The organism is Streptomyces sp. CA-181903 (assembly GCF_050937075.1).
Lineage (GTDB): Bacteria > Actinomycetota > Actinomycetes > Streptomycetales > Streptomycetaceae > Streptomyces.
Genome location: NZ_JBNJLY010000001.1, coordinates 3,372,896 through 3,399,227, shown reverse-complemented (window position 1 = coordinate 3,399,227; position 26,332 = coordinate 3,372,896). Strand labels below are relative to the sequence as shown.

Sequence of the window (26,332 nt, the reverse complement as noted above, 5' to 3'; positions counted from 1 at the left end):
TGCCTTTCAGGAAGAGCTCGGGACTTTGAGGGCGTCCCAGGACGACGGGCCGGGCCGGCCGTCGGCGTCGTCGCCGGTGTAGCCGAGCTTGCGCTGCCAGCGGGCGTACGACGCGCGGTCCGCGTCGGTCCAGCGCGGGCCGGGGCCCTCCGCGTACGCCGCGCAGCCCTCCTCGACGAGGCGGCGGCCCATGGCCGTGATGAGGGGCGAGTCCGTGCCGGTACGGAAGAAGTCCCGACCGGGGAAGGAGGCGGTGCGGACGGTCTCGCGGGACGCGCCGGCGAGCCGCCGCGCGATCCGGGCGCGCAGGTCGTCCATGGTGAAGCCGAGCGGGTCGATCTTCTGGTTCGTCCACTCCTTGTGGCCGATGACGGAGGCCGCGGTCCAGCCGTGCGCCCGGCAGAGCGCCGCCGACGTCCGTACGATCGCGTCCAGTTGGGCGGCCGGCCAGGGGTCCTCGCCGTCGCCCTCGTTGACGCACTCGAAGCCGTAGAAGCGGGCGTTGCCGTCGGTGTCCATCGCCGTCGGGCGGGGGAGCGCGGACTCGCTGACGACGGCCTCCAGCACGTCGCCGTCGCCCAGGCCGGCGTGGTTGGTACGGCCGTTGCCGACGAGGTGGACGGTGCCCTCCTTGTCGATCACGCCGTGACAGAGCGGGCCGGGCAGCTCGTCGTAGCCGTCGTAGCAGAGGTCGACGGAGTCGCGGGTGCCGGTGGTGGCGGTGTGGTGGATGACGATGCCGTTGACCGGGCCCCAGGCGCCTTTGTGATCGCGGTTGTGGGTGCGCCAGTCGCCGACCTCGACGACGGTGACGCCCTCGGTGCGGAGGGCGGTGAGAAGGGGATCCGGGGTGAGGGGTGTTGCCATGTGGTCGGGCTCCTTCAGGGGACGGCCGCGCCCCGTACCGCTGACTGCGGTGCGGGGCGCGGCCGTTGAGGGGGAAGGTCCGGGTCAGGCGATCGCGGCCCAAATGGCGTTGGCGTCGTCGATGACAGTGGACGGGTTGAACGACGTAGGCAGCGACGTCTGGCCCGTGGCCGGCAAGCGGCCGTGGCGGACGAAGGCTCCGGGCATGCGGGCGCCGCTGGAGGGGCGGAGACCGTAGTTCGCCGCGACGGCGAAGCCGGGGCCGCTGTTCGCCTTGTCCGGCCCGTTCAGGACGAACGCCACCCAGTAGCAGCCGGGCGGCGCGACATACGGCGCGGTCAGCGGGAGCGGGACGGTGGTGCCTTCCATGACCTTCGGGAAGATGTCCTTCAGCGACGGGGTCATCGCCACCCGCTTGCCCGTCGCGTCGTACAGGCCCGCGTATGAGGCGGCGGCGAGGGTGTTGCCGACGTAGCCGTGGACGTAGAAGACGATGTTGTTGATTTCCGTGGCGGCACGGAGCATGAGGCCCATCAGGTAGACCTGGCCCGGCGGGCAGTACTGCGGTGTGGCGTAGGCCTTGTCGTTGGGGATCGTCGTCGACATCGACGCCGTCGCCGGGTCGAACGTCCACGCCTTGAACCCGAGGTCCGTCGGCCCCCAGGTGCCCGGTGTGCCGAGGGCGTCCACGTAGCTCTTGCGGACCAGGTGGTCGGCGGACGTCGGGTCGGCCTTGACCATGGGCACGTTGGTGAAGGTCTTCGTGCCGGAGACCGTCTGGTCGCCGGTCAGGGCGACCACCGCGCCGGCCGGCGCCGCGCCGAGCATGGTCGCGTCGAGGGTGACCGCGCCCGTACGGCCGTTCACCGACAGGACGGCCGTCGACTGCTGGACGTACCGCAGGTCCGCCGCCGCCTGGTCGAGGGCGCCGACGTCCGAGGCGACGAGGGCCACCTCGCCCTTCTTGCCGTTGACCGACGAGACGGGGGCGACCGCGCCCGGCGGCAGTTGGGTGGTGGGGACCTTGCCGGTGGCGTCGAGGGAGGCGACTCCGCCCGCCTGGCCGACCGTCGCCGCCGGTACGGCCTGGAGGTCGGCCGCGCTCAGCGTGACGGCCGCGGCGCTCTTGCCGTTCACGGACTGGATCAGGCCCGGCGCGCCCGCCGGACCCGCCGGGCCGGGGGCGCCGGCCGGGCCGGGCGGGCCGGGGACGGCGACGTAGTGCGGGGCCTCCGGGTCGACGGGTGCGAGGTCGGCGAGGTCCACCGTCTTCTGCGTGGCGGGGAGGACGATGTCGTACGTCCGGTTGACCGGTATCCCGGCCAGCTGCTCGACGACGGTGTACGTCCACTTGGCCGGGTTCATGCCGGGGGTGTCGGTGGCGGGCAGGACGGCCTGGACGCGGCCGTCCGCGTCCAGGGGGGCCGTGATCGGGCCGCCCAGGATGGTGTCGCTGCCGGTGTGGGTGAGCAGGGTGGGGGCCCGGAAGGTGAGGGTGCCGCTCAGCGGCCGGCCGTCCGGGGTGAGGTAGCGGGCGGTGACGGTCACCGTGGGGATGCCGTTGGGCAACACGGGTGTGCCTCCTGACGTGGATGGGACACGTGGTTAGGACACGTGCTTAGGACTTGACGCCGTACAGGGCGCGCGGGGAGCAGCCGACCGTCGCGCCGGGTGTGGTGGCGCGGGCCTGCACCTCGAAGGTGGCGAGGGTGTCGAAGGGCAGCCCGACGGGCGCGGTGAAGTCGAGCGGCCCGGGGCCGGCCGGGCCCACCGGGACGCCGTTCACCAGCAGCCGGGCCTCGCCGCCGTCCGTGGTGAGGATCAGACAGCGGAGCGCGGGGTGCTGGACGATGCCGGTGCTGCTGTGGAGCGTCGTCCACTCCGCCGAGGCGGTGGTCTCCCACCGCGCGGTGCTCACCGGCATCGGCAGCGGATACGCCAGGTAGGGCCTGGCCAGGCCCTCGCCCGCCGTGTCGTCGGCGACGATGGCGTTGGACCGGCCGTCGAAGATCCGTACCGACTGGCGCGGTTCGATGTCGGGCGCGTCGGTGCGTACCGCCATTGCCACCGAGCCGTCGTCGCGGCGCAACATGAAGCCGCTCTGGCCGGTGCCGTCGGGCCGGTTGGGGAAGACGTCGGGGCTCTTGCCGATGTAGAGCAGTTCGGCGCCCTTCTCGCCCTCGCTGTCGCGGACGGCGAGCCGGCCGCCGTCGCTGATGACGACGTTGCCGCCCTTGACACGGTCCATGGCCGGGCGGGTGTTGGCGCTGCCCATGAGGGCGCGGACCTGGCGTTCCAGGGAGCGGATGCGGTCGAGCAGATCGAGCGGGATGGCGGCCACTTACATCGCCTCCAGGTAGAGCCGGGCCGTCTCGGCCTTGGACCGGTCCGGGGGTGTCACCGTCAGTCCGACGACGCGGTACCGCCGGTCGGGGGTGCGTGCGTGCCAGCCGTCGCGGATGCGCAGCCGGACCGTGCCGCCGATGAGGGCGGGGGTGATCCGGCCGTCCAGCCGGAAGGTGGCCTCGGGGATGGACTGCGGCTGCCGGGCCCGGTCGAGCTCGGCGACGGCCGCGCTGGTGAGCAGCTTCTTGTCGGAGACGCCGCTGTGGTCCGAGGTCCCTTCGAGGCGCGGCCAGCCGGCGGCGAGCTCCTCGGCGACCTGGGGCTCGGACACCTCGGGGAGGGAGTCCGTGGCCTGGTCGCGGTTGGCGGACTCGCCGCGCGCCACCCAGACGTTGGCCTGCACGGTCGAGTCCACGGGCAGGCTGTAGGTGAGGAGTTGCCCGGGGCGGTCGAGGACGATGTCGGACGCGCCGGTGAGGATCTTCGGGTGGCCCAGTTGCAGCCGCTTGGTCCGTTCGCCGGTCTCCGGGTGGCGGTAGCACTGGATCCGCCACTCGAAGCCGTTCTCCAGCGCGGCGAGCCCGTCGATCAGTTCCCGGACGCGGGCCAGGTCGGTGTAGGCGTAGGCGCGTTCGTCCAGGACCACCCCGGAGGTCTCGTCCCCGAACGTCAGCCTGATGTCGCCGCCCGGCTGGGACTGGGCGTGCTGGAGGAGTTCGCGGACGATGTGGAACTGGTCGCGCTTCTTGAAGACGTAGCTCGACGCCAGGATGCGGTGCTCGAAGTACGAGTCGAAGGTGCCCGCCTGGAACTGGACGCGGAGCCGGCCGCGTTCGTCCCCCTCCGCGGTGCAGGTCCACAGGATGCCGCCCCACCAGATCTCGGAGCCGCGCTCCAGCCAGACCGCGGTGCGGCCGGTCCGGAGCGCGGCGCGCGCCCGGCGGGCGAGGGCCTCGTCGGGCAGCGGGACGGTCGCGCGGAGCTGCCCCGGCTTGCCGATGTAGTCGTCGAACTCGACGTCGGTGAGCGGCAGCACGTCGATCACGCGGTCGGTGAGGAGGTCGCAGAAGAGGGCGCGGTAGGTGATGTCCGCGGACGGAGCGGCGAAGGGGGGCGTATCCGTCATGCGTCGACCTCGTAGGTGCCCCAGACCTCGTACCAGGAACCGGGCTGGGGGTGGCGGGGAAGTCGGCGTCCACCCAGGCGCTGGAGGCCTTGCCGTCGGGGCCCGCGCAGGACCAGCCGCGGGCCACTCCCTTGCCGATGTCCAGACCCTTGATCGGCTTCTCCGAACCGGATCCGTTCCGGTAGATGTAGCAACCGCCGAAGTAGTAGGCGCCCGTGTCGGGGCCCGTGCGGGCGCGGAAGGTGCCGGGCATGGCCAGGGACGGCGGGAACGGCAGGGTCAGGTACCAGTTGCCGTTGCGGTTGGGTCCGCCCCAGTTGGTCGTCGTACCGATGGTGAGCGAGGCATAGAACTGGACCTGCGGTCCGTCCTTGAGGTAGCGGCCGGACACGCTGCCGTTGCCCAGTGCGACCTTGGGGCCGTCTTCGGCGCCCCACGTCGGCGCGTACGACTGCCAGGTCGGCCGCAGGTCCTGCCACTCCTTGCCGTTCCAGCGCTGGAGGCCGGTGCCGTTGTCGCGGTACTGGCCGGGGTACGCGCCGGCGAAGCCCGGGCCCCAGTCGGCGGGGAGGATGCCGCCAGCGGCGACGGTGGCCTGCCGGCGGTCGCGGACGGCGCCGGTCCGCCAGTCGATGCCACCGGTGCCGGCCGAGGCGCCGGCCTTCACCGTCACCTCGGCCAGGGCCAGGGACGCCGGCGGGACCGGGGGAGCGACGGGCTTCGCCGCCGGGGTGCCGGGCACGATCTCGATGAACGCGCCGGTCTTGCCGGAGGCGTCCTGCTGGTCGTCGTAGATCCGGGCGACGACGAGGTCGACGCGCGGGTTGCCAGGGTCGCCGTCGGCGAAGGTGATGCTGGTGGGCTCGGGGAGGTAGACGGGGTAGGCGCCCGCGGCGGCGGTGCCCTGGACGACGGCGCGCCCGGGGCCGACCCGGGTGCTCATGCCGGTGCCGTCGGTGGCGACGGCGAGGCCGGTGACGGTCTCGCGGCCGTCGGCCGAGCCGGGCAGCACGCCGGGCCGGGAGGCCAGCGGGCCGGCCGGGGCCATCGCGCCCAGCGGGGCGAGTCGGGTGTCGAGGCGGGACTGGCCGCCCTCGCCGTTGGTGGAGTTGAGCAGCCACGCGCTGCCGAGGTTCATGATGTTCTCCTGGGGTGGTGGTGGCGGGAGGGACGGGGGAGGCGCGTGCTCACCAACGGGCTCCGCGCCAGGTGACGGCCGCGGTGGCGCCGGCGCCCGGCGCGTCGGGGTCGGCCCGGAAGGCGAAGGTGCTTTCGCCGGGCGGCAGTTGGAAGAGCTGCTCCGGGACGGACGACGAGGTGGCGGTGTGCAGGCGTGAGGTGCTGCCGTTGAGCAGGACCGTGCCCGCGGAGGTGTCGACGGTCAGGACGTCGGACGGCGCGAGCGTGATGTCGTACTCGATCCGCAGCCCGTCGCCGAGCCGGGTCAGGGACGGCCTGCTCACCTGGCCCCGGAACTCGACGACCGGACTCGTGGGCGCGTCACCGTCGTTGAACACGGTCAGCAGTCCGGTGGAGCCGGGCTCGCCCCAGGCGATGGGCCAGGTGAGCCCCTGCCCGGGGGCACGGGTCTGGTCCTGGCCCCAGAACAGGCCGCCCTCCGGCCGGGGGAGGCCGGTGACGGCGGACCGCTCCTCGACGGAGAAACGGCGCGGGTCCGCGCAGATCCACTGCACGGTCGCCTTCGCGGCGCCCCGGGTGACGTACATCCGGTCGTGCGGCACGACGCGCTGGGACACGCGGGCCCGGCAGGCCAGCGTCTCGCCGTGCAGGCGCACGGCCAGCCACTGCTCGCCGGTGTGCACGCCGGTCGCCGCGTTGAACGCCCGGGTGACCTCGGCGGCCCGTTCGGGCTGGTCGGGGAGCAGCCAGACGGGCGCGGTGACCGTACGCGCCTGGGCCCACTGGGCGCCGGGCCAGGCGCCGTGCTGGTCGGGGCGGAGGACGTCGCCACTGTCCAGGCCGGGGAGGTCGGCCCAGCCGGTGAGGCCGGAGTCGGCGATCTGGTAGTCGGTGCCCGGGCCGATCAGCAGTCCGGCCCACTGGATCTGCCCGTCGCGGGTGATCAGTGAGCCGGGGGGCTGGTCGGGGGTGGCCGGGGGTGGTGTGGGTGTGGGTGTGAGTGTGGGTGTGGGTGTGGTGAATGTAGGGGGCATGGGAGGTCGGCCTTCACCTTCCGGTGCGTGGTTGGGGTCCGGTTGAGGCTGGGGTTGGGCGGCGTCTCCGGGCCGGTCGCGTCTCGGGGCCGGTATGTGCCGGGGGCCGGTACGCGGGCGGGGGCTCAGGTACGGGGCCAGGGCCGGAGTTTGTCGGTTCCGGTGCGTGTCCGAAGGCGGGGCTCGCCCGGTTTCGCTCCGAGCCCGGAGGCGTGCGCTGGTTCAGGCACGCGTCCGGGCTCGGAACAGCAGGTCCTCGGCGATGCCGTACGCACCGCGATGCGCGGGTTCGTGGTACTCACGCAGGTCGGGCCCGTACAGCCCGTTCAGCCTGTCCGGCCCGCCGGCCCGGTGGGGGGCCGTGGCGCGGGCCGCCTCGGCGGTCGCCGTCAGCAGCCGTTCGAGCTTCGGGAGCGGCAGGACGGCCTCCGCCTCGCCGGCCTCCGCGAGGATCACGGGGACACCGCCGTCGCGCGCGGTGACCACGCCGCCTTGAGCGAGCCGCGGGATGTGGGGCAGGTTGACGAACGGCACGGTGTTGAGCGCGTCGATGATGGCGTTGGCGAAGCTGATCAACGCGTTGATCGGAGCGGCCACCACCCCGGCGACCAGGTGGAACCCGGCCCTGAGGAGATCGGCGACGCCGCCGAGGGTGCTCAGCAGGGCCTTGCCGAGGCTGCTGAAGCCGCCGGAGAAGTCGCCGTGGAGGAACTTGCGGACCGGCTCGACGAACATCTTGAGCCCGTTCCAGATCTTCATGACGGCGGTCAGGTACTCGCGGACCGGAATGATGATCGCCGCCGTGGCGGTCACGAACGCCTCTCCCACGTGGGAGAAGACCCCTTCCATGATCCGCTGTCCGGTCTCCGACTCCAGGGCGAAAGTGATCAGTTCGGTGGCGATCGGGAGGAGCAGGGAGGCCGCGAGTGTCCAGGGGTTGCCCCGCATCAGGAGGTTCACCGCTTCCATGACCCCCGCGAGGATGCCCAGGACGGACGCCGCCTTGCCGATCGCGCCGCCGGCCTTCGTCCCGACGCTGCCGAGCCCGCCGAAGAGTCCGCCGAGGCCGCGGAACTTGCCGGGCAGCCCGGAGAACTGCCGGTTCAGCCGGCGGTGGGCGTCCTTCTGGCGGTCCAGGCCCTTGGCGGCGCCGGACGCCTCCTTGCCGGCATTCGCCAGGGCCGGGCCGGCGGCGGACGCGGCGCTGCCCAGCTGCTTGGTCGCGGCGGTGCCGCCCGGTCCCAGGGACGCGGCCAGGCGCTCGACGAACCGGGTGGCCGCCTGGACGCCGGTCAGCGCGCCGCGTACCGACCCGTCGAGCCGGCCCACGCCGGACGAGAAGGCGGCGAGGGGGCCCGCGGTTCCGGCGAGCGGGTTCCGGACCGGCCCGGTGAGTGCTGCTGCTGCCGCCATGCGGGCCTCCTCATCCGCGGGCCTTGGCGAGGAACATCAGCGCCATGGCGGTGTCCCGGGGGTCGTCGGCCCGTGCGTAGTAGTTCTCGATGTGGAACCCGCCGCCGCCCGCGCCGTTCGGGTCCACGCCGGCGGCCGAGAGGCGTCCGGCGATGGCCGTCCGGGTCAGCAGCCGGTCCAGCCGCGACAGCGGCAGCACGGCCTCGGCCTCGCCCGCCTCGGCGACGAGGGCCGGCACGCCGCCGGTGCGCGGGGTGACGATGCCGCCTTCGGCGAGCATGGCGATCGGCGACACATCGATGGTGAAGCCTCTGCCGCCGAAGTGCGGGATCCAGCTCGGGACGCTGACGTGAATGCCGTTGAGCGAGGTGATGACGGCGTTGACCATTCCGATCAGGCCGTTGATGGGGTCCCGCACCACCGTGACGATCGCCCGGAAGATGCTCTTGACGGACTCGGGGAGCGCGTCCCACGCCGCGTGCAGCGCCGCCTTCACGGTGTTGAACACGTCCGGCAGGTCGGTGACGAACCAGAGGGCGATGGGCATGATCGCCTTCTTGATCCCGTTCCAGACGCCCGACATCAACTGGCCGAGCCCCCGCATCAGCGGGCCGATGACCTTCGCCGCCGCGTCGACGGCCTTGCCGATGACCTCGAAGGCCTTCTTCATGATGCGGCGCATGGTCGTCGACTTGGAGGCCATCTCGATGACCTTCTCGATCAACGGCTGGAAGAGGGTGACCAGTTGAGCGAGGAAGTTCCTCTTCATCGACCGGTTGAGGCCGTCGGTGCTCTTCGTGGCCTTCTTCAGGCTCCCCCCGGCCTTGTCCAGCCCGGGCGCCGCCTTCCCGGACTCCTTCCCCATCTTCCCGATCGCCTTCGCGGTCGCGTCGGCGCCGCCCTTCACGTTCTTGACCTCACGGCCGGCCTGCTGGGCGGAGGTCCTGACCTTGCCCATGCCGGTGTTGAGGGCGCCGGTGTGGGTGGAGAGTTTCTGTGCGGATTTGCCGGTGGCGTCGAGGGCGGATTTGGCGCCTCGGGCGGTTCCGTTGATGCGCAGGAGAGCGCTGTTCAGTGACATGGGTCATCCCGTTCGCTCGGAGAGGCCGCGGTTCGGCTCTTGTTCACCCCAGGGCGGATTCGAGGTTGCGCACGCGTTCCTCCAGGTCCCGTACGTTCCGAGCGGTTCTGGTGGAGAACCGGGGCCTGCGTCCTTGAGGCGCGGGCGCGCTCGCCCCTTGGCGGGCTGTCGAAGTTCGCTTGAGTGCATCGCGCTGCTTATTGAGCCGTGCATGCGCTTCTCGAGCAAGCGTGCGGGCCTCTTTTGCCACCCCCAAGGGGCTTTCTTCCGTGCTTGGAGTGCTCTTCTTCTCCTCTCGAGCGCGCTTCGTTTTTCCGCCGTCCAGGAACGGATACTTCGCCTTGAGATCCTTTACTTGCTCGCCGAACGCGTCCTGTAGAGAGATTTTTTTGTGCTCAAATATCTGGACGCCTGCGATCGTCAGCCCCTTCTCGTCGTATTTGACGAGTGAGGGGTCGAACTTGAGGAGCTGTCCGGACGAGGTGACGGCCTGCAGGCCGCCGGCTTTATGGAATTGGGTGGGGCCGAACGTGAAGTCCAGCGCACTTTTGACTCTCGTCCATATCTCGTTCACCGCCGTCTGCCACTGGTCAGGCGATACCGGCAGGGGGTTGGGGATCTGTGGCGGTGGTCCCGGGAACGAGCTGGGTGTGTTCTCTGAGGGGGGCATTCCTCTCTCCTGTCTTTCGGTGTTACGCTCCCGCCAGCCCGTTCAAGCGGTCGGGTTGCGTCGTTCGAGGGGGATGATCAGCTTGGTGCCCGGCGTGGTATGTGCGGCAGTGGCCTTCTGGATGGTGGTCCAGATTGTGCGTATGAGATCGATTGCCTGGAGGGGTGTGGCAGTCGAAGCGGTCTGCGACCACAACAAGTGGAACGAGGGGATGGTGTCCAGTGTCTGTGTCTTCGTCGCACCCAATGGGGAAGCGGTGAAGGTGCAAACTCCATATTTCAAGGAGCCGGTCCTTGAGGTAGGAGAAGTGGTGACGGCTCGTTACGATGCTCGGGCGCCAGAAAATGCGGTGATTCCGGAATACGTCGAGGGGGATCATCATTTGATTTGGATCGGTGTCGCGGTATTCGTGTTTGTAAGTGTCGGATTCTTTATCAAGGATCTGGCGTGATCCCAGAGGAGGGTCCGTCGTGGGGCTTACTCTTCTGATCACCTTCATGCTCTTTCTGCCCGTGCCGATCGTGATGTACGTGCATGTCATTCCCTGGCGCCTGAGGAGGCGTCTACGGGCGAGCGGTATAGAGGTCACCGGCGAGTGTGTGCGTGTGGCATGGGATTCGAATTCTGCCGTGATCGCCGTCGAGTACGACACTCGTGATGGCCGCCGGTTCTGTCATCGCAGTGATCCCTTGCATCTCGCCAGGGTAGAGCGAGGGGACGCGGTGAGAATCACCTACGACCCCCGACGGCCGGTAAGGGCATGCCTGAGCAGTGAGATCGACGAAGCCAAAGAGGGGTTTTTCGGCGACCCGATCGTGTACGTCGAGTTGCTTTTTCTGGTGCCGCAGCTGATTTGGATCTACTTGCTCGTGACGGGTGCCATGCGCCTTTGACCGAGCGGCGCAGGCGGAGTGGTGACCCGCGAGTTGCGCGGGCTCAAGGTGAGGGTTTCTCGCGTGCCTCGCTCTGGCCGGCGTTGTTCTATTGGCTCTGCGCGTCTCCATCACGTAGACATGTAATGCTGAAGGGCACAAGGGATCGCGCTGAATGTGCCCGCGTTCAGGTTGCTATCTTCCAGGGCTCTGTGCTTGAGAAGTGCTGGAGTGGTGGCTACGTAATGTCCGGGGCAGGTGAGGTGCTGAGCGGTACACTCCCGCCATGGCAGTGACTATCTTGAAGTTCTGCACCTTTTCGCTTGTTTTGGGTATCTGGCTGGTGATTGTCCGGTTATCGTTTGTCGAGGCGTGGCGCCTGAAGAGGCTCCAGCGTGTCGGCATACGAACCATGGCGGAGTGCAAAAACTTCGAGCACTTCCGGAGCGGGATCGCCTCCTGGCTCGAATTTTTCAAGCCTTCCGGGGAAAGATCGTGGGCGTTGGGGCCTACTTCTTCGAGAATTACCATTCCGCTGGGGGAGTCGGTGGAGGTTGTTTACGATCCGACTCCGAAGGCGTATATCTGGCGTGGGGACAGGGCGGAGGTCTGGCCGATCAGGCGCAGCAGCATTCGAAACCACATCCTGGCCGGAGTAGTGGCCACCGTGATAAGTGGGATTGTCGCCTACTCGCAGATTCATATCGGTAGCTGAGTGGGGATGCGGTGTTTCCGTCACGTGCCGCTGCTCGTGGCTGGGGCTGCCGAGTCGGCGACAGAAAGGCGAAACAACGGCTCAAGGTTGCTGCGCCGGTGAAGAATTCCCGTTGTGTGCCTGCTTATGCCCGGGGGCAATGAGCGCGTCCATGGACTGCAGATCAGGCGAAGAAGCGGGCAAGCTGGTCCGGGGCGGGAAGGGGCTCCGCTTTATCTTCGCCTGTGTCCGAAAGTTCGGACGCCCCGTCGTCATGACCTGGCCTCGGAACCGGCTCAGGGTAGGGCAACGGTTCCGCCTCCTCATCACTGTTCATTGTGACCGTGATCCAGTTGGCGACGGCCAGGTGGTCGACCATCGCGGCGAGGAGGTGTTCCGCCGGGCCCCAGTCGGTGGCCTCGCCGTGGAGGTTGCGGTTGACGGCGCTGTCGCGGGGGAGGTGCTTGATCAGGACCGTGAGGCGGCGGGAGGTGAGCCGGCCGCGGTGCCAGTCGAGGAGGTCCACGCCGTAATGACGGAGCAGATCCGCTTCGAGAGCCTCGGCGTGTTCGTCGACGAACGCGTCGAGGCTCAGTCTTCCCCCAGGCCGAGCCCGGTCTCCTTGCCGTAGACCTCCAGGATTGCGGCGATGTCCTGCATGGTCACGTCGTGCTCGGCGAAGTGGGCGTACTGCTTTTCGCCCATCAGCAGGGCCAGCAGGCCGTCCACGTCGTTGTCGTCGAGGTCGCGCAGAGCGCGTGCCGTGCGGTGGTTGATCTCCGTGGGGAGTTCGAAGGTGTCGCCGTCGAGGGTGAAGGACCAGGCTCGGCCGTGCGCCTCCAGGCGCTGCGCGCGGGCGGCGTTGACGTCGAATGCGGGCATGTCTCTCTCCTTGGATGGGGTGGTACGAGGGGCGGGCGCCGCCTGGTCGCGGCGCCCGCGGTCACGGCGTGGCCCCGGCGGGGCCGTGCGTCACTTCGGCGGGGCCACCGCGTACGCCTTGTCCTTCATCAGCCATGTCGCCAGCGGCGCCCCCGGCTTCGAGCCCAGCGCCGTGAAGGTCACGCCGAGCTTCACCGCGCCCTTGCGGTTGAGGTCGAAGTCGTCGCTGGTGGTCACCAGGCCGCGCGGCACGACGAAGCGGTAGCGGATCTCGGTGCCGTCGTTGAACTCCAGGCCCAGCGCGCGCTCGTCCTCGCCCTGGTCGCCGTCCACCTCGTACTTGTAGACGCCGGAGTTCGGGGCGGTCTCGCCCACCGTGCCGCCGCCGAAGAAGAACGGCAGTGTGTCCTCGTTCAGCTGGAGCATCCCGAACTTCAGGGTCAGCTCCCGCTCGGTGTAGATCGTGCGCGCCGGGGTCAGCGACTGCCAGGTGTCGACGTTGGCGGTCTTGCCCTTGCGGCCGAACTTCACGCCGTCCGTGCTGGTGTAGCCCAGGTCGTGCCAGGCCGCGCCCCAGTCGGTGTTGATGTCGGCCGGCGCGTCCGTGCCGACCTTGGCGATCAGGACGCGGCCGGTGCCGGCCACGCGGATCTCGCTCGGGTTCATACCGGGCATGGGTGTCTCCTTGAAGTGAGGTACAGGAAAGGCCCCGCCGGGTCGGCGGGGCCTTGCGAAGCAGAGGTGAGTCTCAGGCGGGACGGAGCGACAGCCACACCGTCGTCCGGTAGCGGTTCGCGCCCGGCCGGTTGTAGTCCGGGAACCAGCGCACCGCCTCCGTCTCGACGACGTCCGTCACCACCGCCGTCCCGTAGGCCGTCCCGCGCAGTTGCAGCAGCGCGGTGCGGACCAGCAGGGACAGCGTGTGCGCCGCCGTCTTGTCCGGGCCGTACACCTCCAACTCCACCAGCGGCTGGTCGAGATGGAGGTCGTCCACCCAGGCGCCGCCGGTCCGCGAGACCAGCACCGCCTTCTGCGTCCCGTCGAACGCGGCCGGCGGTCGGTTGTCCACGACCACCCCCGCCAGCTCCGAACGGAACCTGAGGTGGTCGACGATGAGGCGTTCCACATCGGGGAACGAGATCGGGGCTTCCATTACATGGGTGCTCCTTTCCGTGGGGCGCGTCGAGCGGACGGACGGCGCGAACGGGCGCCGCGTGCCGTGCGGAGGGAGGGAGGAATGGCCGGGCGGAACCGTGCACCGACCCGCCCGCCCGCTCAACGCGAAGCGGCGGATGCCGTGGCCCGGGGTCCGGGCACAGCTCCGCCGCTGCATCTATTGTGAACGACTTCGCGCGAACGCGCAACAATTAGTTTCGAGCCCGCGCGTTACAGGTGTCTGACGACGTTCTCCGGCTCGTCCAGCCAGATCCGTCCGCCCGCGCCGTCCACCGTCAGCCCGAAGCGGGCGGGCGCGGGCGCGCCCTGCGCCACCCACCAGTCGTACGCCGCCTCCGCCTCGTCCCAGAGGCGGCGCGGGCCGCCCTGCCAGACGAGCGTCGTCAGACCCGGCTCGGCCCGGAAGAGGGCGCACGCCCAGGACGGGGCGTCGGCGAGGCCCCGGAGCCAGACCGCTCTGCCGTAGCGGCGTCTGGCGTCCGCCTGTTGACGGATCCCCCGCAGCCTGACGCCAAGGGCGAATGTCGCCGCGCCGAACTCCGCCTCCGAGAGGCGGGTCGAGGAGATGTCCCCGAGGGTGGTGACGTCCACGGTCGGCGCGTGTTCCGCCCGCGGGGGTTCCGAGCGGCGCGCCGGCAGGGAGAAGCGGCCCTCCGCGCTCCTGCCGTCCGGCGCGACGGTCAGAGTGACGAACGCCTGCTGCTCGCTGAACGGCGTCCGCCATGGCGCGACGAGTATCGCGCCGGGGCGGACGGCCGACACGTCCGCGTAGGTGATGGTGTGCGCGACGGCGCTCATGCGGCCACCGCCTGCCGGCGGCGTCGGAGGAGGCGGGCGCGCTCCTCCAGGAAGCGGGTTCCCAGTGCCGCGATCACCGTCGCCGCCGCGGCCGCCCGCTCGGCGCCCGTCTTCGCCGTCAGCGGGTTCCGCTCCTCCGGCAGTCGCAGCGGTCCGTACGCGCCGTACCGCTCCACGCCGCACTCGACGCAGCGGCGGATCCCGCCCGGCGCCGTAGCCCAGCCCTCGCGGTGCGCGCAGTTCCGTACGAGCCGGCCCGTCACCGTCCGGACCCCGCCCGCGCTCACCGCGGCCTCCGCGCCGCCAGCCCCGCCGCGGCCTGCTCGTCCCGCGTCGCCAGGCGCAGCACCTCCGCCGGCGCCTCCCACTCCCGACCGCCGCGGGGCGGTCTGACGTAGACGCGGCGGCCCGCCTGGGCCATGACCTGTGCGAGTTTCGCGCTGCGTGTGTCCACCACGTAGGCGCCTTCGCGGTACGTCATGGGGGGTTCCCTTCGAGTTGTCCATACCGATGCGGCTTCCAGGGTGGAGGGCCCTCACTAGGCTCGGAAGGGGTGCCGCCGCTACAACGCCCTTGTCGGGAAACGGAGTTAAGTCATGGCCAAGGCTGGTGGGTCAACGAAGCCCAGCAATCCCCGGTTCGGCTGGGGATTCTTCGGAAACGAGCTGAAGATCCATCGTGAGGCTGCCGGCCTGTCGCAGGAGGCCCTGGGCGGCCTGGTGTTCTGCTCCGGCTCGTATATCGGGCAGTTCGAGAAGGGCATCCGCAGGCCCCAGCCGGCCATCGCCGAGCGGATCGACGAGGTGCTGAAGACGGGTGGCTACTTCAAGCGTGTGTACGACGAGCTGATCGAGGGGTCACCGAACGCCGACTGGTTTGAGGGGGTGTTGTGCCTGGAGGCGGAGGCGACGGTCATCCGGAGCTACGCTCCGACGTTTGTGCCGGGCCTCTTTCAGACGGCTGCCTACGCTCGTGCCGTCTTTTTGGCCGGCTATCCCTTCGCAACTGACAAGGAGCTCGAGAACTGGGTCGGTGCTCGGCTGGGCAGGCAGGGCCTCCTGGGGCATCCAACAAAGCCCATGTTGTGGTCGGTGCTCGACGAGAGCGTCCTCCGCCGGCCGGTCGGCGGGCCGATGGTGATGAGTGAGCAGTTGCTGCGAGTGGCCTCGCTTGCACGTTGCCGTCGTATGGTCGTGCAGGTGCTGCCGTACGGAGCCGGCGCACCGCCGGTGGATGCTTTGCTCAAGCTGATGGACTTTGCGGACGCTCCGCCCGTGGCGTATACGGAAGGCGTTCAGAGCGGGAGCATCCTGGACGAACCCGATCAGGTCGCCCGCTGCAAGTTGGCTTACGACCTTGTCAGGGCCGCTGCCCTCTCGCCACGTGCTTCCCTGGACCTCATCGAGTCGGTGGCGGAAAGGTACACGGATGAAGAGCAACCTTGACCTGAGTTCTGCGGGCTGGCGGAAGAGCAGGCACAGCGGCGGAGGCAACGGCCAGGGGGCTCCCGACTGCGTCGAAGTCGCTGACAACATCCCCGGTGTTGTCCCCGTCCGCGACTCCAAGCGCCCCCACGGACCGGCGCTCCTCATACCCGCCCCCGCCTGGGCCGCCTTCCTCAGTGATCTCCGGGGCTGAGCGGACGTGACAGGGTGTCGCGGATCTCTGCCGCGCTCCGTTCCACCTCGCGGTACCAGTCCGTGACCTCGTCCCCGTCCCCGACGAGCTCGACGCGGCCCGCGTCCAGCTCCCGCAGCCGGTCGCCGAGCGCGTTGAGCCGGGCCTCCAGGGCGAACCGGCCGGGGAGCGGGCTCCTCGCCCAGAGGAGGTCGTCGCGGGCCGCCGTCACCGCCGCGTGGGCGCGGGCGCGTACGGGCGGGAGGGCGATGCGGAGTTCGTCCAGGTTCGCCCGGACCTCCGTCAGGGCGGCGAGGAGCTCCTCCAACTGGGCCGCGGCTTCGTCGGTCTGCTCGGCCCAGGAGGTGAAGAGGTCGGCGGCGCGGTCGGCGTCGTCCGGGTCGGGGACCTCCGTGTGCGTCCACTCGCCGCGGATCTCCGCGTACGAGGCGAGCACGTGCCGGCAGCTCTCCAGCGTCCCCGGAACGTCGGCGAGCGCCTCCCGCGTGGAACTCGTCGGTATGCCGTCCCCGTGACCGCAGGTTCCCTGGATCGCGCGGTAGAGGCCGTCGATGCGGTCGGCCGGCGCCGCCAGGCGTCGATGGGCCTCGGCCGCGGCCTCCATCGCGTCGGCGAGGCGCCGCTCCGCCTCCGCCAGTCGTCGCTTCCGTCCCCACACGTCAGGCTCCCCCTCCCCACCCTCGGCGGACCCCCGCTGCCCGGCCCTCCGAGAGGCGCGCCCGCGAGGGCGCCGTCGCACGCTGTTGGTCTGTCAGGACGGTCTGTCAGTGTCTCGGGTTAGGTTATGGGCAATCGCACGCACGTTTGGCGTTCCGGCGCGGCAGCGGCGGGAGCGAGCGGAGGTGTGGCACGGGGGACGGGGCCAATAACGGGACGGACAGCACCTGGGGTGGCATGAGCGAGCGGTTCGTGATGCGTGGGGGAATCATCCGGTGAGCGCGCACAGCGACCGGCTCGTCGATGTCGTGGCGGCCACCGTCGAGGTGGCGGCGGAGTCCGGGCACGCGGGCGCGTTCACCGACGAGGTGGCCCAGGCGCTGACCGCCGTGGTCGGCAAGGTCGCGGCCCGGGCGGTGGACGACGCCGAGCGGGACGGGTTCGTCAGCGGCTGGCAGGAAGCGGTGCGGGCGATGGAGGTGGAGGAAGGGGCCGACGGCGCCCGGGTGTTCCGGATCCACCAGGCAGAGGACTGAGTCAGGGGGCGGCTCGCGCGTCACGCGCGGAGGCGCCCCGCCGAGGTCGGCGGGGCGCCTCCGCGATGCCGTCGCGGGCCGGTCCGTGATGCCGTCGCCGTCCCATCGCCGCCCCGGCGTCAGACCGGCGGGCGGAGGGTGTGGGCGCGCCGGGTGGCCCGTTCGGCGGCGAAGACGTCCTCCAGGCGGAAGAGGTTGGCGCGGCCCTGCCGGGCCGCCGGCGTGAGATGGCCGAGCTGGACCCACTTCCGTACCGCGTCCTGGCTCACCCCCGCCTCGCGCGCGGCCATGGCGGTGGTGATGAGGGCGGTGCTCGTGGGCACGGTCGGGATCCGGTGCGTCATCAGGCGTTCTCCTCCGTTCCGGCCGCCGTCCCGTCCGCCCGGTCGGCCGTCGCGTGCAGCCACTCCGCCCGCGTCCACCGGTGCCGGTGGGAGGCGTCCGTCCGGCAGGCGCAGGCCGGGTCGGAGCAGCGGCAGCCCGGGTTGACGCACAGGACGGCCTCGCGCTGGGGGAAGACGCGCAGGGACACCGAGCCGCAGTGCCGGCAGCGGCCCTCGACCCGGACCGGCGGGTCCGCCTCGCCGAGCGCGGCCGAGCAGCGCCCGGCCATCCGGCGCGCCTCGCTCCGGATGTGCTCGTCGAGTACGGGGTCGGCGGCGGCCCGGTCCAGCAGGGCGGTGATCCGGACGAGCCGCTGGTCCACCGTGCCGCGCGGCGGGCGCGGCAGCCGCAGCCGCTCGCAGACCGCCTCCTCCAGCTCGATCACCCCGTCGGTGATGTCGCGGATGGTGTCGGAGACGAAGAGGCGAACGGCCGCGCCGGGGGCCGAGCGGGTACGGCGGCCGGTGGGGGAGAGCGCGGCACCGCGGCTCGGGGCGAGCTCCTTGCCCAGCTCGGGGAACTGGCGGCGGAGAACGCCCAGCCATACAGCGGCGCTTCGGGGGCGACTGGGGCTGTCGGTCATGGCTGCTCCTGCGGGGTGGGAGGTGCGAGGTGCGGGTGAGGGGGACGAAGTGCGGGTGCGGAGGGCGGGGCGGGCGCGATTGAGCGGTGAGGAGAAAGAGGAAAGACGAGACCCCGGGGCCGGACCGCAGCTCTGGGGCGTTCGTTCGCGACGACGCCACCGTACCGATCGTGCGTGCGAGCGCGCAACACACATCTTCTTCGCGTTGCCTGCGCACGTTGTTCGCCAAAGTTTGAGACGTCTTGCGGACCCTGTCCTTGCGTGCGCGAACGACCGGTAGGGTCGGGAGCGCGGAGGGAGTGTGAGGAATGACCAACAGGGGTACGGAGATCGAACGGTTCGCGGCCTGGGTCGAGGACCTGATGCGGGAGCGCGGGTACGACATCGACAGCCCGCGTGGGGGCGGCCGGACGCGGCTCGCCGAGGATGCCGGGGTGCACCGGGCCGCGGTCACCCGGCTGTTGCAACGGCAGAGCATGCCCGACCTGGAGACCATGCGCGGTCTGGCCCGGGTGCTCGGCGTCGGCCTGCGCGACATGCTCATCCGGTCCGGCCGGGCCTCCGAGGCGGAGCTGCCGCTACCGGGCTCCGGCGGTGAGGAGCCGGCCGCCGGCGGGCGCGGGCGGGTGACCCCGGAGGAGGCCGCCGTGTTGCTCGGGATCCCCGGCAGTCACCGCCGGCAGTTCGTGGAGATGACGGAGATGATCCTGGCGGTCAGCGGAGCGGCGGCCGTGGGCGGGCGTGGGCGGCGCGGCACGGGGGCGTCCGGGCGGAGCTGATCCTCTCCCCGGTTCCCCGGCCCCCGCCCGCCGGTGGCGCCGGACCTTCGTTCATACTGGACATACAACGCACATCGGTACGTCCTCCGCGTGTGCATTTGTTTTGACCGCAGCCCATGCGGTAGGTACGCTCTGACCTTGTGCCTGGGGTGTCCCTGGGCTCTTGTGCGTGCCTTCGAACCGCGCAAGAGGCCAGGTCCTGAACGGTCCTCCGTGGTCCCGAACGGTTCAAAGACACCGAAATCTGCGCCGAACCGCCCGTCGGCGGGGGTGTGCAGCCCTCGACACACCCGACCGCGTGGGTCGGGGGTAGTCCCAGGTTAGTTTTATCGTGATCGGCACACAGAAACCGGAGAAACGGTGCCTACGATCCAGCAGCTGGTCCGAAAGGGCCGGCAGGACAAGGTCGAGAAGAACAAGACGCCCGCACTCGAGGGTTCGCCCCAGCGTCGTGGCGTCTGCACGCGTGTTTTCACGACCACCCCGAAGAAGCCGAACTCGGCCCTGCGTAAGGTCGCGCGTGTGCGTCTGACCAGCGGCATCGAGGTCACCGCTTACATTCCGGGTGAGGGCCACAACCTGCAGGAGCACTCCATCGTGCTCGTGCGCGGCGGCCGTGTGAAGGACCTGCCGGGCGTTCGCTACAAGATCATCCGTGGCTCGCTCGACACCCAGGGCGTCAAGAACCGCAAGCAGGCTCGCAGCCGCTACGGCGCCAAGAAGGAGAAGTAAGAATGCCTCGTAAGGGCCCCGCCCCGAAGCGCCCGGTCATCATCGACCCGGTCTACGGCTCTCCTCTGGTCACGTCCCTGATCAACAAGATCCTGCTGCACGGCAAGCGCTCCACCGCCGAGCGCATCGTGTACGGCGCCATGGAGGGTCTCCGCGAGAAGACCGGCAACGACCCGGTCATCACGCTGAAGCGCGCGCTTGAGAACGTCAAGCCCGCCCTCGAGGTCAAGTCCCGCCGTGTCGGTGGCGCCACCTACCAGGTGCCGGTCGAGGTCCGTCCGGGCCGCGCCTCCACCCTGGCGCTGCGCTGGCTGGTCGGTTACTCCCGCGCCCGTCGCGAGAAGACCATGACCGAGCGCCTCATGAACGAGCTGCTGGACGCTTCGAACGGTCTCGGCGCCTCGGTCAAGAAGCGTGAGGACACGCACAAGATGGCCGAGTCCAACAAGGCCTTCGCGCACTACCGCTGGTAGTCGCTACCCCATCGAGAACCGAGAGAAGACTGAGCCATATGGCCACCACTTCGCTTGACCTGGCCAAGGTCCGCAACATCGGGATCATGGCCCACATCGACGCGGGCAAGACGACCACCACCGAGCGGATCCTGTTCTACACCGGTGTCTCGTACAAGATCGGTGAAGTCCACGATGGCGCTGCCACGATGGACTGGATGGAGCAGGAGCAGGAGCGCGGCATCACGATCACGTCTGCCGCGACGACCTGCCACTGGCCGCTGGACAACGTTGACCACACCATCAACATCATCGACACCCCGGGCCACGTCGACTTCACGGTCGAGGTGGAGCGCTCGCTGCGCGTCCTCGACGGTGCCGTGACGGTGTTCGACGGCGTCGCCGGTGTTGAGCCGCAGTCCGAGACCGTTTGGCGTCAGGCGGACCGCTACGGCGTGCCGCGTATCTGCTTCGTCAACAAGCTCGACCGCACGGGTGCCGAGTTCCACCGCTGCGTCGACATGATCGTCGACCGCCTGGGCGCGGTTCCGCTGGTCATGCAGCTGCCGATCGGTGCCGAGGCCGACTTCAAGGGCGTGGTCGACCTCGTCCAGATGAAGGCGCTGGTCTGGTCCGCCGAGGCCGCCAAGGGCGAGATGTACGACGTCGTCGACATCCCGGACACCCACATCGAGGCTGCCGAGGAATGGCGCGGCAAGCTCCTCGAGGGCGTCGCCGAGAACGACGAAGAGATGATGGAGCTGTTCCTGGAGGGCACCGAGCCCACCCAGGAGCAGCTGATGGCGGCCATCCGCCGCATCACCCTCGCGTCGCGTGGCGGCGGCGACTCCGTCACCGTCACCCCGGTGTTCTGCGGTACCGCGTTCAAGAACAAGGGCGTTCAGCCCCTGCTCGACGCCGTGGTCCGTTACCTGCCGTCGCCGCTGGACATCGAGGCCGTCGAGGGCCACGCCGTCAACGACCCCGACGAGGTCGTCAAGCGCAAGCCCTCCGACGACGAGCCGTTCGCGGGCCTCGCGTTCAAGATCATGAGCGACCCGCACCTCGGCAAGCTCACCTTCGTCCGGGTTTACTCGGGCCGCATGACGGCGGGCACCCAGGTGCAGAACTCCGTCAAGGGCAAGAAGGAGCGCATCGGCAAGATCTACCGGATGCACGCGAACAAGCGTGAGGAGATCGAGTCGGTGGGTGCCGGCGACATCGTCGCCGTCATGGGTCTGAAGCAGACCACCACCGGTGAGACCCTCTGCGACGCCGCGAACCCGGTGATCCTGGAGTCCATGGACTTCCCGGCGCCGGTCATCCAGGTCGCGATCGAGCCCAAGTCCAAGGGCGACCAGGAGAAGCTGGGTGTCGCCATCCAGCGCCTGGCCGAGGAGGACCCGTCCTTCCAGGTCCACACGGACGAGGAGACGGGCCAGACCATCATCGCGGGTATGGGCGAGCTGCACCTCGACGTGCTGGTCGACCGTATGAAGCGTGAGTTCAAGGTCGAGGCCAACGTCGGCAAGCCGCAGGTCGCGTACCGCGAGACGATCCGCAAGGCCGTCGAGCGCATCGACTACACCCACAAGAAGCAGACCGGTGGTTCCGGTCAGTTCGCGAAGGTCCAGATCGCGATCGAGCCTCTTGAGGGCGACGGCTACGAATTCGAGAACAAGGTCACCGGTGGCCGTATCCCGCGGGAGTACATCCCGTCGGTGGACGCGGGCTGCCAGGAGGCCATGGAGTTCGGCGTGCTGGCCGGCTACCCGCTGACCGGCGTCAAGGTGACGCTGCTCGACGGTGCCTACCACGACGTCGACTCCTCCGAGCTCGCCTTCAAGATCGCCGGTTCCATGGCGTTCAAGGAGGGTGCCCGCAAGGCGTCGCCGGCTCTGCTCGAGCCGATGATGTCCGTCGAGGTCACCACCCCCGAGGACTACATGGGCGATGTGATCGGCGACATCAACTCCCGCCGTGGCCAGATCCAGGCCATGGAGGACCGTCACGGCGCCAAGCTCGTCAAGGGCCTGGTCCCGCTGTCGGAGATGTTCGGCTACGTCGGAGACCTCCGCAGCAAGACGTCGGGTCGCGCAAGCTACTCGATGCAGTTCGACTCCTACGCCGAGGTTCCCCGGAACGTCGCCGAGGAGATCATCGCGAAGGCCAAGGGCGAGTAACCGGCTCCCGTCTCCACAGACGGGGCTGACGCCTTAGGCTTGACACCGACCGTCGGGGCATACCGCCGCGAATCGTGAGGAACCCGGTCCTACCGGCCACCTCCCGGTGCGCGGCGGGTGCCCCGCCGGACGGCACCCCAGCAAAGATCCCTGGCGCCGTAACGTAAGGCGTACAGAACCACTCCCAGGAGGACCCCAGTGGCGAAGGCGAAGTTCGAGCGGACTAAGCCGCACGTCAACATCGGCACCATCGGTCACGTCGACCACGGTAAGACCACTCTTACCGCGGCGATCACCAAGGTGCTGCACGACGCGCACCCGGAGCTGAACCCCTTCACGCCGTTCGACCAGATCGACAAGGCGCCTGAGGAGCGGCAGCGCGGTATCACCATCTCCATCGCGCACGTCGAGTACCAGACCGAGTCGCGTCACTACGCCCACGTCGACTGCCCGGGTCACGCGGACTACATCAAGAACATGATCACCGGTGCCGCCCAGATGGACGGCGCGATCCTCGTGGTCGCCGCGACCGACGGTCCGATGCCGCAGACCAAGGAGCACGTGCTCCTGGCCCGCCAGTCCGGCGTTCCGTACATCGTCGTCGCCCTGAACAAGGCCGACATGGTGGACGACGAGGAGATCCTGGAGCTCGTCGAGCTCGAGGTCCGTGAGCTCCTCAACGAGTACGAGTTCCCGGGCGACGACGCTCCGGTCGTCAAGGTCTCGGCGCTGAAGGCGCTCGAGGGCGACGCCGAGTGGGGCCAGTCGGTCATGAACCTCATGAACGCCGTCGACGAGAACATCCCGCAGCCCGAGCGTGACGTCGACAAGCCGTTCCTGATGCCGATCGAGGACGTCTTCACGATCACCGGTCGTGGCACCGTCGTCACCGGTCGTATCGAGCGTGGTGTCCTGAAGGTCAACGAGACCGTCGACATCATCGGCATCAAGACCGAGAAGACCACCACCACGGTCACCGGTATCGAGATGTTCCGCAAGCTGCTCGACGAGGGCCAGGCCGGTGAGAACGTCGGTCTGCTCCTCCGTGGCATCAAGCGCGAGGACGTCGAGCGCGGCCAGTGCATCATCAAGCCGGGTTCGGTCACCCCGCACACCGAGTTCGAGGCCACGGCCTACATCCTGTCGAAGGACGAGGGTGGCCGTCACACCCCGTTCTTCAACAACTACCGTCCGCAGTTCTACTTCCGTACGACTGACGTGACCGGTGTCGTGACCCTCAAGGAGGGCACGGAGATGGTCATGCCCGGCGACAACGCCGAGATGTCCGTCTCCCTGATCCAGCCCGTCGCGATGGAGGAGGGCCTGCGCTTCACCATCCGTGAGGGCGGCCGCACCGTCGGCGCCGGCCAGGTCACCAAGATCAACAAGTAAGTCCTCTTACTTGCCGGTCTGAGACCTTTCAGGTCTGAGCGGGCCCGCACATCTTCGGATGTGCGGGCCCGCTCGCTTTGTGTACGGGGGTTTTCAGGCGCCGGCGGACAGGCGGGTGCTCAGGTCGCGGCGGTGTCTGATGCGGTACTTGCGGTAGACGCGGGTGAGGTGCTGCTCGACCGTGCTCACCGCGATCGACAGCTCGGCCGCCACCTCGCGGTTGGACAGGCCCCGCGCCGCCAGGACGGCCACCCGGTGCTCGGCGGTGGTGAGGACGACGCCCGCGGCCGGGGCGGGACGTCGCTCCGTCGCGGTGTCGAGATCCGCGAGGGTACGGGCGATGCCGTGCCGGTCGCCGCAGACGCGGTAGAGCTCCAGGGCGCGCGTGAGCGTCGCCGCGCGGCGCTCCGGCGGCTCGGTGGCGGCCAGGACGCGCAGCGCGCCGGCGCGGGGGCGGGGGCGCCGGTGGACGGGAGCGGCCTGCCGGTCGTCCAGCAGGCGGACGGCCCGCTCCGGGCGGCCCAGGGCCAGCCACGCCTCGGCGGCGCCGGTCCGCCAGGGCGCGAGCGACGGGGTGTCGAGACCCCAGGAGCGCAGGGTCTCACCGCAGGAGACGAAGCAGGCCAGGGCGTCGCGCGGGCGGTCGAGCGCGAGGTGGTGGAGGCCGCGGGCGTACTGGTGGTGGATGGTGAAGATCGTCCGGTGGGTCGCCTCGGGGAGCGGCCGGTTCAGCAGCTCGGCGGCCCGGTCGTGCTCGCCCAGCGCGGTGTGCGCCTCCGCGAGGACGGCCAGGGGGAAGGCGAGGGCCGTGCCCCAGCCCGCCTCGGGCATCAGCTCCAGGGCGCGGACGCCGTGCTCGCACGCGGCGGTCAGTTCGCCCCGGCGCAGGAGGACGAACGACCTGGTCTGGTGCAGCAGGGCCTGCCGGACGGGAGGCGGGGCCGGGAAGCCGGGGCGGGGGGCCAGGAACCGTTCGGACCAGGCGTCCGCGGAGTCGAGACGATCGATGTGCACCAGCGACTGCACGGCGACGACCACGGCGTCCGGGCGGTGGTCGATGACGCCGGGGGAGCGCAGGACGCGTTCCGCGGCCGCGGCCACGGTGTCGGGGCCGGCGCCGGTCAGCGCGATGTGGAGGGTGCGAGCCGCCGCCACCTCCACGGGTTCCGGCCGGCCGTCGGGGGCGGGCTCGGGGGTGGGGCGCCGGAGGACCTCCGGCATCCAGGGGAGCGTGCCGGGATAGGTATGGGTCAGGCGGAGGCGGGTGACGGCCAGCTCGGTGGCGTAGCGGGGGTCCGCGTCCTCGGCCGGCAGCGTCTCGGCAGCCGTGATCGCGTCCTCCTCGCGGCCGTGCCACAGCAGGGCCTGGATGAGGTGCAGGGTCGCGCGGGGCGGCAGGAGGCCGGTACGGGCGTGGCCCGTGAGTGCCCTGAGCTGGGTGATCACGCCCGGCGGGTCGAGCCGCCAGGCGACGGCCACGGTGGCCAGGCGGTCCGCCAGACCCTGGGGGGAGTCGTCCGCGCGGAGCACGGCGCAGCGGAGGCAGCGGCCGGCGAGGGCGGTGTCGCCGGCCGCCAGGTGCTCCTCGGCCGCCGCGCGGAGCGCCGGCGCCTCCCAGCTCTCGCCCAGCGGGGCGCCCGCCATCAGCTGCGCGGCCACGGCGACGGCCGGGGCGCCCTGGGCGTGCAGCGCGCGGGCCGCGCGGGCGCGCAGGGCGGTGTGGGCGGCGGAGGAGAGGTCGGGGTCGGCGAGGAGGGCTTCGGCCACGGCGGGGTGGCGGGGGCGGCGGTGGGCGTCGTAGAGGGCCGAGGTGGTGAGGGCGTCCAGGGCCTGGGGGACGGCGTGGGGGGTGAGGGCCGCGGTGGATGCGAGGAGGGTGGCGTCGGGGGTGTTGAGGGTGCCGGTGTTCTCGGTGTTCTCGGTGTTCTCGGGGTTCTCGGTGTTCTCGGGGTTCTTGAGGGGGGCGGTCTCGGGGTGTGGGGTGTTCGTGGTGTCGAGGACGGCCGAGGCGCGGGCCACGGCCAGGGCGTCGGCACCGCTGCGGTGGGCGCAGGCCAGCACCGCGCTCCGGTACGCCGCGCCGGGCAGGGGGACCGTGTCCGGCGCGGCGGCCGCGTCGTCCAGCAGGGCGCGGAGGAGGAGCGGGTTGCCGCCGGTCAGGCGGTGGAAGTGCGCGGTCAGGCGGGCCGCGGCGGGCTCGCCGAGGTGGTGGGTGAGGAGGCGGGTGATCCCGCGGGCGGTGAGCGGGGTGAGGAACAGGTGGCGTGTTCGTGGCTGGTACTGGAGTTCGCCCAACAGGGTGCGGTGGGCCGTTCCGTGCGGTGCCTCGGTGACGACGAGGGCGGCGCGGGCCGTGCGCAGCCTTCGGACGAGGTAGAGGAGGCACTGCTGGGAGGCGTGGTCCGCGTAGTGGAGGTCGTCGACGCAGAGGAGGAGGGGGCGGTCCGCCGCGAGGGTGAGGGTCGCCTGGTAGGCGCGGCGGAGGAGGTGCGGGGGGACGGCGTCCGTCGCACCGCCCGGCGTCAACTCCTCTGGCGGGAGCCCCAGTTCGGGCAGCAGCTGGTCCACCAGTGCGTAGGGGAAGGGCTGTTCGGTGGGGCTGCCCAGCGCGGTGCGGACCGTGAAGCCGTGTTCCGTGGCCCGGGCGCGGAGGGCGTGGAGGAGTTCCGATTTGCCCAGGGCCGTCGCGCCGTGGACGACCGCGAAGGCGCCGGTGCCGCGGGCGCTTTCCGCCAGGGCCGCGGAGAGGGTGGCGAGTTCGGCTTCGCGGTCGACGAGCATGTGGGTGCGCCCTTCCCCCGGTGAGGCGGCCTCCGGTACGGCGGGGGCAGCACGATAGCAAGGTGGGTGGGGGTGTGCCCCTGTCCCGCCCTTTCTCCGTTTCTTGCGGGGTGCCC

General features: G+C 70.3%; 31 protein-coding genes. 12 read left to right on the top strand and 19 right to left on the bottom strand.

Translation table 11 applies throughout. From position 1 onward, the window contains the following. Positions 1 to 6 precede the first annotated feature (6 nt). The 4 genes from ACQEVS_RS15170 to ACQEVS_RS15155 form a co-directional block, all read right to left on the bottom strand. Positions 7 to 867, bottom strand: coding sequence for a peptidoglycan-binding protein (locus ACQEVS_RS15170; RefSeq protein ID WP_433020626.1), 861 nt, complete (start codon positions 865 to 867; stop codon positions 7 to 9). 84 nt (positions 868 to 951) lie between these two features. Next, positions 952 to 2,439: a phage tail protein gene (locus ACQEVS_RS15165; protein ID WP_433020623.1), complete on the bottom strand. Its 1,488-nt coding sequence runs from the start codon at positions 2,437 to 2,439 to the stop codon at positions 952 to 954. 46 nt (positions 2,440 to 2,485) lie between these two features. Further along, positions 2,486 to 3,208 (bottom strand): hypothetical protein, encoded by a 723-nt coding sequence (locus ACQEVS_RS15160; protein ID WP_433020620.1) that lies wholly within the window; start codon positions 3,206 to 3,208, stop codon positions 2,486 to 2,488. After that, positions 3,209 to 4,339, bottom strand: coding sequence for a hypothetical protein (locus ACQEVS_RS15155; protein WP_433020617.1), 1,131 nt, complete (start codon positions 4,337 to 4,339; stop codon positions 3,209 to 3,211). A 572-nt stretch (positions 4,340 to 4,911) separates the two neighbouring features. Between ACQEVS_RS15155 and ACQEVS_RS15150 the strand changes: the two genes are divergently transcribed. Continuing rightward, positions 4,912 to 5,133, top strand: coding sequence for a hypothetical protein (locus ACQEVS_RS15150; RefSeq protein WP_433020614.1), 222 nt, complete (start codon positions 4,912 to 4,914; stop codon positions 5,131 to 5,133). A 393-nt stretch (positions 5,134 to 5,526) separates the two neighbouring features. Here ACQEVS_RS15150 and ACQEVS_RS15145 read toward each other — a convergent pair whose 3' ends face one another. The 4 genes from ACQEVS_RS15145 to ACQEVS_RS15130 all read right to left on the bottom strand — a co-directional run bounded on the left by ACQEVS_RS15145 (position 5,527) and on the right by ACQEVS_RS15130 (position 9,581). Beyond that, entirely contained in the window at positions 5,527 to 6,513 is a 987-nt protein-coding gene (locus ACQEVS_RS15145) for a phage distal tail protein (RefSeq protein ID WP_433020611.1), read from the bottom strand. 222 nt (positions 6,514 to 6,735) lie between these two features. Continuing rightward, on the bottom strand, positions 6,736 to 7,926 hold the full coding sequence (locus ACQEVS_RS15140; RefSeq protein WP_433020603.1) for a hypothetical protein: 1,191 nt from the start codon (positions 7,924 to 7,926) through the stop codon (positions 6,736 to 6,738). A 10-nt stretch (positions 7,927 to 7,936) separates the two neighbouring features. Beyond that, entirely contained in the window at positions 7,937 to 9,007 is a 1,071-nt protein-coding gene (locus ACQEVS_RS15135; RefSeq protein ID WP_433020600.1) for a phage tail protein, read from the bottom strand. Positions 9,008 to 9,050: 43 nt separating this feature from the next. After that, positions 9,051 to 9,581, bottom strand: coding sequence for a hypothetical protein (locus tag ACQEVS_RS15130; RefSeq protein ID WP_433020597.1), 531 nt, complete (start codon positions 9,579 to 9,581; stop codon positions 9,051 to 9,053). Between the two features lie 181 nt (positions 9,582 to 9,762). On the opposite strand from ACQEVS_RS15130, the gene ACQEVS_RS15125 reads away from it, so the two are divergent. The 3 genes from ACQEVS_RS15125 (at position 9,763) to ACQEVS_RS15115 (ending at position 11,264) form a co-directional block, all read left to right on the top strand. After that, the gene (locus ACQEVS_RS15125; protein WP_433020594.1) at positions 9,763 to 10,128 is read left to right on the top strand and encodes a hypothetical protein; all 366 of its coding nucleotides are present in this window, start codon (positions 9,763 to 9,765) and stop codon (positions 10,126 to 10,128) included. 19 nt (positions 10,129 to 10,147) lie between these two features. After that, positions 10,148 to 10,570, top strand: a complete 423-nt coding sequence (locus ACQEVS_RS15120) for a hypothetical protein (protein ID WP_433020591.1) — start codon at positions 10,148 to 10,150, stop codon at positions 10,568 to 10,570. A gap of 265 nt (positions 10,571 to 10,835) precedes the next feature. Continuing rightward, entirely contained in the window at positions 10,836 to 11,264 is a 429-nt protein-coding gene (locus ACQEVS_RS15115; protein ID WP_433020588.1) for a hypothetical protein, read from the top strand. A 163-nt stretch (positions 11,265 to 11,427) separates the two neighbouring features. Here ACQEVS_RS15115 and ACQEVS_RS15110 read toward each other — a convergent pair whose 3' ends face one another. The 7 genes from ACQEVS_RS15110 to ACQEVS_RS15080 all read right to left on the bottom strand — a co-directional run bounded on the left by ACQEVS_RS15110 (position 11,428) and on the right by ACQEVS_RS15080 (position 14,580). After that, positions 11,428 to 11,769: a hypothetical protein gene (locus tag ACQEVS_RS15110; protein ID WP_433020585.1), complete on the bottom strand. Its 342-nt coding sequence runs from the start codon at positions 11,767 to 11,769 to the stop codon at positions 11,428 to 11,430. Positions 11,770 to 11,834: 65 nt separating this feature from the next. Next, positions 11,835 to 12,125 carry a hypothetical protein gene (locus ACQEVS_RS15105; RefSeq protein ID WP_433020582.1) on the bottom strand — a complete coding sequence of 97 codons (291 nt, stop codon included), beginning with the start codon at positions 12,123 to 12,125 and terminating at the stop codon, positions 11,835 to 11,837. A 90-nt stretch (positions 12,126 to 12,215) separates the two neighbouring features. Then, on the bottom strand, positions 12,216 to 12,800 hold the full coding sequence (locus tag ACQEVS_RS15100; RefSeq protein WP_433020579.1) for a phage tail protein: 585 nt from the start codon (positions 12,798 to 12,800) through the stop codon (positions 12,216 to 12,218). A gap of 73 nt (positions 12,801 to 12,873) precedes the next feature. Further along, entirely contained in the window at positions 12,874 to 13,278 is a 405-nt protein-coding gene (locus ACQEVS_RS15095) for a hypothetical protein (protein WP_433020576.1), read from the bottom strand. A gap of 233 nt (positions 13,279 to 13,511) precedes the next feature. Continuing rightward, positions 13,512 to 14,099 carry a hypothetical protein gene (locus ACQEVS_RS15090; protein ID WP_433020573.1) on the bottom strand — a complete coding sequence of 196 codons (588 nt, stop codon included), beginning with the start codon at positions 14,097 to 14,099 and terminating at the stop codon, positions 13,512 to 13,514. After that, positions 14,096 to 14,386: a DUF6255 family natural product biosynthesis protein gene (locus ACQEVS_RS15085; RefSeq protein WP_433020570.1), complete on the bottom strand. Its 291-nt coding sequence runs from the start codon at positions 14,384 to 14,386 to the stop codon at positions 14,096 to 14,098. Before ACQEVS_RS15085 ends, ACQEVS_RS15090 begins: the two co-directional genes overlap by 4 nt. Beyond that, the gene (locus ACQEVS_RS15080) at positions 14,383 to 14,580 is read right to left on the bottom strand and encodes a hypothetical protein (protein ID WP_433020567.1); all 198 of its coding nucleotides are present in this window, start codon (positions 14,578 to 14,580) and stop codon (positions 14,383 to 14,385) included. The genes ACQEVS_RS15085 and ACQEVS_RS15080 overlap by 4 nt, the downstream gene beginning before the upstream one ends. 115 nt (positions 14,581 to 14,695) lie before the next feature. On the opposite strand from ACQEVS_RS15080, the gene ACQEVS_RS15075 reads away from it, so the two are divergent. Together ACQEVS_RS15075 and ACQEVS_RS15070 are read left to right on the top strand one after the other, a co-directional pair. Beyond that, complete coding sequence (locus ACQEVS_RS15075; RefSeq protein ID WP_433020564.1) at positions 14,696 to 15,544, top strand: helix-turn-helix domain-containing protein; 849 nt, start codon at positions 14,696 to 14,698, stop codon at positions 15,542 to 15,544. After that, complete coding sequence (locus tag ACQEVS_RS15070; protein ID WP_433020561.1) at positions 15,528 to 15,737, top strand: DUF397 domain-containing protein; 210 nt, start codon at positions 15,528 to 15,530, stop codon at positions 15,735 to 15,737. Before ACQEVS_RS15075 ends, ACQEVS_RS15070 begins: the two co-directional genes overlap by 17 nt. On the opposite strand, the gene ACQEVS_RS15065 is transcribed toward ACQEVS_RS15070, so the two are convergent. Next, positions 15,718 to 16,395 carry a hypothetical protein gene (locus ACQEVS_RS15065; protein ID WP_433020558.1) on the bottom strand — a complete coding sequence of 226 codons (678 nt, stop codon included), beginning with the start codon at positions 16,393 to 16,395 and terminating at the stop codon, positions 15,718 to 15,720. The genes ACQEVS_RS15070 and ACQEVS_RS15065 overlap by 20 nt on opposite strands. A gap of 274 nt (positions 16,396 to 16,669) precedes the next feature. Between ACQEVS_RS15065 and ACQEVS_RS15060 the strand changes: the two genes are divergently transcribed. Next, complete coding sequence (locus ACQEVS_RS15060; protein ID WP_433020555.1) at positions 16,670 to 16,930, top strand: hypothetical protein; 261 nt, start codon at positions 16,670 to 16,672, stop codon at positions 16,928 to 16,930. Between the two features lie 119 nt (positions 16,931 to 17,049). Here the strand turns inward: ACQEVS_RS15060 and ACQEVS_RS15055 are convergent, their stop codons facing one another. Beyond that, positions 17,050 to 17,274: a hypothetical protein gene (locus ACQEVS_RS15055; protein ID WP_433020552.1), complete on the bottom strand. Its 225-nt coding sequence runs from the start codon at positions 17,272 to 17,274 to the stop codon at positions 17,050 to 17,052. After that, positions 17,274 to 17,897: a hypothetical protein gene (locus tag ACQEVS_RS15050; RefSeq protein ID WP_433020549.1), complete on the bottom strand. Its 624-nt coding sequence runs from the start codon at positions 17,895 to 17,897 to the stop codon at positions 17,274 to 17,276. Before ACQEVS_RS15050 ends, ACQEVS_RS15055 begins: the two co-directional genes overlap by 1 nt. Before the next feature lie 308 nt (positions 17,898 to 18,205). Here ACQEVS_RS15050 and ACQEVS_RS15045 point away from each other — a divergent pair, with 308 nt between their 5' ends. From ACQEVS_RS15045 to tuf, 5 genes are all read left to right on the top strand, one after another. Further along, positions 18,206 to 18,676: a helix-turn-helix domain-containing protein gene (locus ACQEVS_RS15045; protein ID WP_433020546.1), complete on the top strand. Its 471-nt coding sequence runs from the start codon at positions 18,206 to 18,208 to the stop codon at positions 18,674 to 18,676. Between the two features lie 360 nt (positions 18,677 to 19,036). After that, a complete protein-coding gene (gene rpsL, locus ACQEVS_RS15040) occupies positions 19,037 to 19,408 on the top strand; it encodes a 30S ribosomal protein S12 (RefSeq protein WP_003948652.1) in 372 nt (123 codons plus the stop codon). A 2-nt stretch (positions 19,409 to 19,410) separates the two neighbouring features. Beyond that, positions 19,411 to 19,881, top strand: a complete 471-nt coding sequence (rpsG, locus tag ACQEVS_RS15035) for a 30S ribosomal protein S7 (RefSeq protein ID WP_004950419.1) — start codon at positions 19,411 to 19,413, stop codon at positions 19,879 to 19,881. Positions 19,882 to 19,919: 38 nt separating this feature from the next. After that, the gene (gene fusA, locus ACQEVS_RS15030) at positions 19,920 to 22,043 is read left to right on the top strand and encodes an elongation factor G (protein ID WP_185943958.1); all 2,124 of its coding nucleotides are present in this window, start codon (positions 19,920 to 19,922) and stop codon (positions 22,041 to 22,043) included. 198 nt (positions 22,044 to 22,241) lie between these two features. Further along, positions 22,242 to 23,435 (top strand): elongation factor Tu, encoded by a 1,194-nt coding sequence (gene tuf / locus ACQEVS_RS15025; protein ID WP_185943959.1) that lies wholly within the window; start codon positions 22,242 to 22,244, stop codon positions 23,433 to 23,435. A 93-nt stretch (positions 23,436 to 23,528) separates the two neighbouring features. On the opposite strand, the gene ACQEVS_RS15020 is transcribed toward tuf, so the two are convergent. Next, positions 23,529 to 26,216 (bottom strand): AAA family ATPase, encoded by a 2,688-nt coding sequence (locus ACQEVS_RS15020; RefSeq protein WP_433020540.1) that lies wholly within the window; start codon positions 26,214 to 26,216, stop codon positions 23,529 to 23,531. Positions 26,217 to 26,332 lie beyond the last annotated feature (116 nt).

What these genes read in the sequence shown, in the direction of transcription:
- ACQEVS_RS15155 (WP_433020617.1), bottom strand. Translation starts at nt 4,339, where the DNA reads ATGACGGATACGCCCCCCTTCGCCGCTCCGTCCGCGGACATCACCTAC.
- ACQEVS_RS15135 (WP_433020600.1), bottom strand. Translation starts at nt 9,007, where the DNA reads ATGTCACTGAACAGCGCTCTCCTGCGCATCAACGGAACCGCCCGAGGC.
- ACQEVS_RS15090 (WP_433020573.1), bottom strand. Translation starts at nt 14,099, where the DNA reads ATGAGCGCCGTCGCGCACACCATCACCTACGCGGACGTGTCGGCCGTC.
- ACQEVS_RS15150 (WP_433020614.1), top strand. Translation starts at nt 4,912, where the DNA reads ATGCCGCCAGCGGCGACGGTGGCCTGCCGGCGGTCGCGGACGGCGCCG.
- ACQEVS_RS15115 (WP_433020588.1), top strand. Translation starts at nt 10,836, where the DNA reads ATGGCAGTGACTATCTTGAAGTTCTGCACCTTTTCGCTTGTTTTGGGT.
- ACQEVS_RS15105 (WP_433020582.1), bottom strand. Translation starts at nt 12,125, where the DNA reads ATGCCCGCATTCGACGTCAACGCCGCCCGCGCGCAGCGCCTGGAGGCG.
- fusA (WP_185943958.1), top strand. Translation starts at nt 19,920, where the DNA reads ATGGCCACCACTTCGCTTGACCTGGCCAAGGTCCGCAACATCGGGATC.
- ACQEVS_RS15050 (WP_433020549.1), bottom strand. Translation starts at nt 17,897, where the DNA reads ATGACCGACAGCCCCAGTCGCCCCCGAAGCGCCGCTGTATGGCTGGGC.
- ACQEVS_RS15080 (WP_433020567.1), bottom strand. Translation starts at nt 14,580, where the DNA reads ATGACGTACCGCGAAGGCGCCTACGTGGTGGACACACGCAGCGCGAAA.
- ACQEVS_RS15100 (WP_433020579.1), bottom strand. Translation starts at nt 12,800, where the DNA reads ATGCCCGGTATGAACCCGAGCGAGATCCGCGTGGCCGGCACCGGCCGC.
- ACQEVS_RS15145 (WP_433020611.1), bottom strand. Translation starts at nt 6,513, where the DNA reads ATGCCCCCTACATTCACCACACCCACACCCACACTCACACCCACACCC.
- ACQEVS_RS15170 (WP_433020626.1), bottom strand. Translation starts at nt 867, where the DNA reads ATGGCAACACCCCTCACCCCGGATCCCCTTCTCACCGCCCTCCGCACC.
- ACQEVS_RS15095 (WP_433020576.1), bottom strand. Translation starts at nt 13,278, where the DNA reads ATGGAAGCCCCGATCTCGTTCCCCGATGTGGAACGCCTCATCGTCGAC.
- ACQEVS_RS15070 (WP_433020561.1), top strand. Translation starts at nt 15,528, where the DNA reads ATGAAGAGCAACCTTGACCTGAGTTCTGCGGGCTGGCGGAAGAGCAGG.
- ACQEVS_RS15045 (WP_433020546.1), top strand. Translation starts at nt 18,206, where the DNA reads ATGACCAACAGGGGTACGGAGATCGAACGGTTCGCGGCCTGGGTCGAG.
- ACQEVS_RS15020 (WP_433020540.1), bottom strand. Translation starts at nt 26,216, where the DNA reads ATGCTCGTCGACCGCGAAGCCGAACTCGCCACCCTCTCCGCGGCCCTG.
- ACQEVS_RS15140 (WP_433020603.1), bottom strand. Translation starts at nt 7,926, where the DNA reads ATGGCGGCAGCAGCAGCACTCACCGGGCCGGTCCGGAACCCGCTCGCC.
- rpsG (WP_004950419.1), top strand. Translation starts at nt 19,411, where the DNA reads ATGCCTCGTAAGGGCCCCGCCCCGAAGCGCCCGGTCATCATCGACCCG.
- ACQEVS_RS15055 (WP_433020552.1), bottom strand. Translation starts at nt 17,274, where the DNA reads ATGACGCACCGGATCCCGACCGTGCCCACGAGCACCGCCCTCATCACC.
- ACQEVS_RS15075 (WP_433020564.1), top strand. Translation starts at nt 14,696, where the DNA reads ATGGCCAAGGCTGGTGGGTCAACGAAGCCCAGCAATCCCCGGTTCGGC.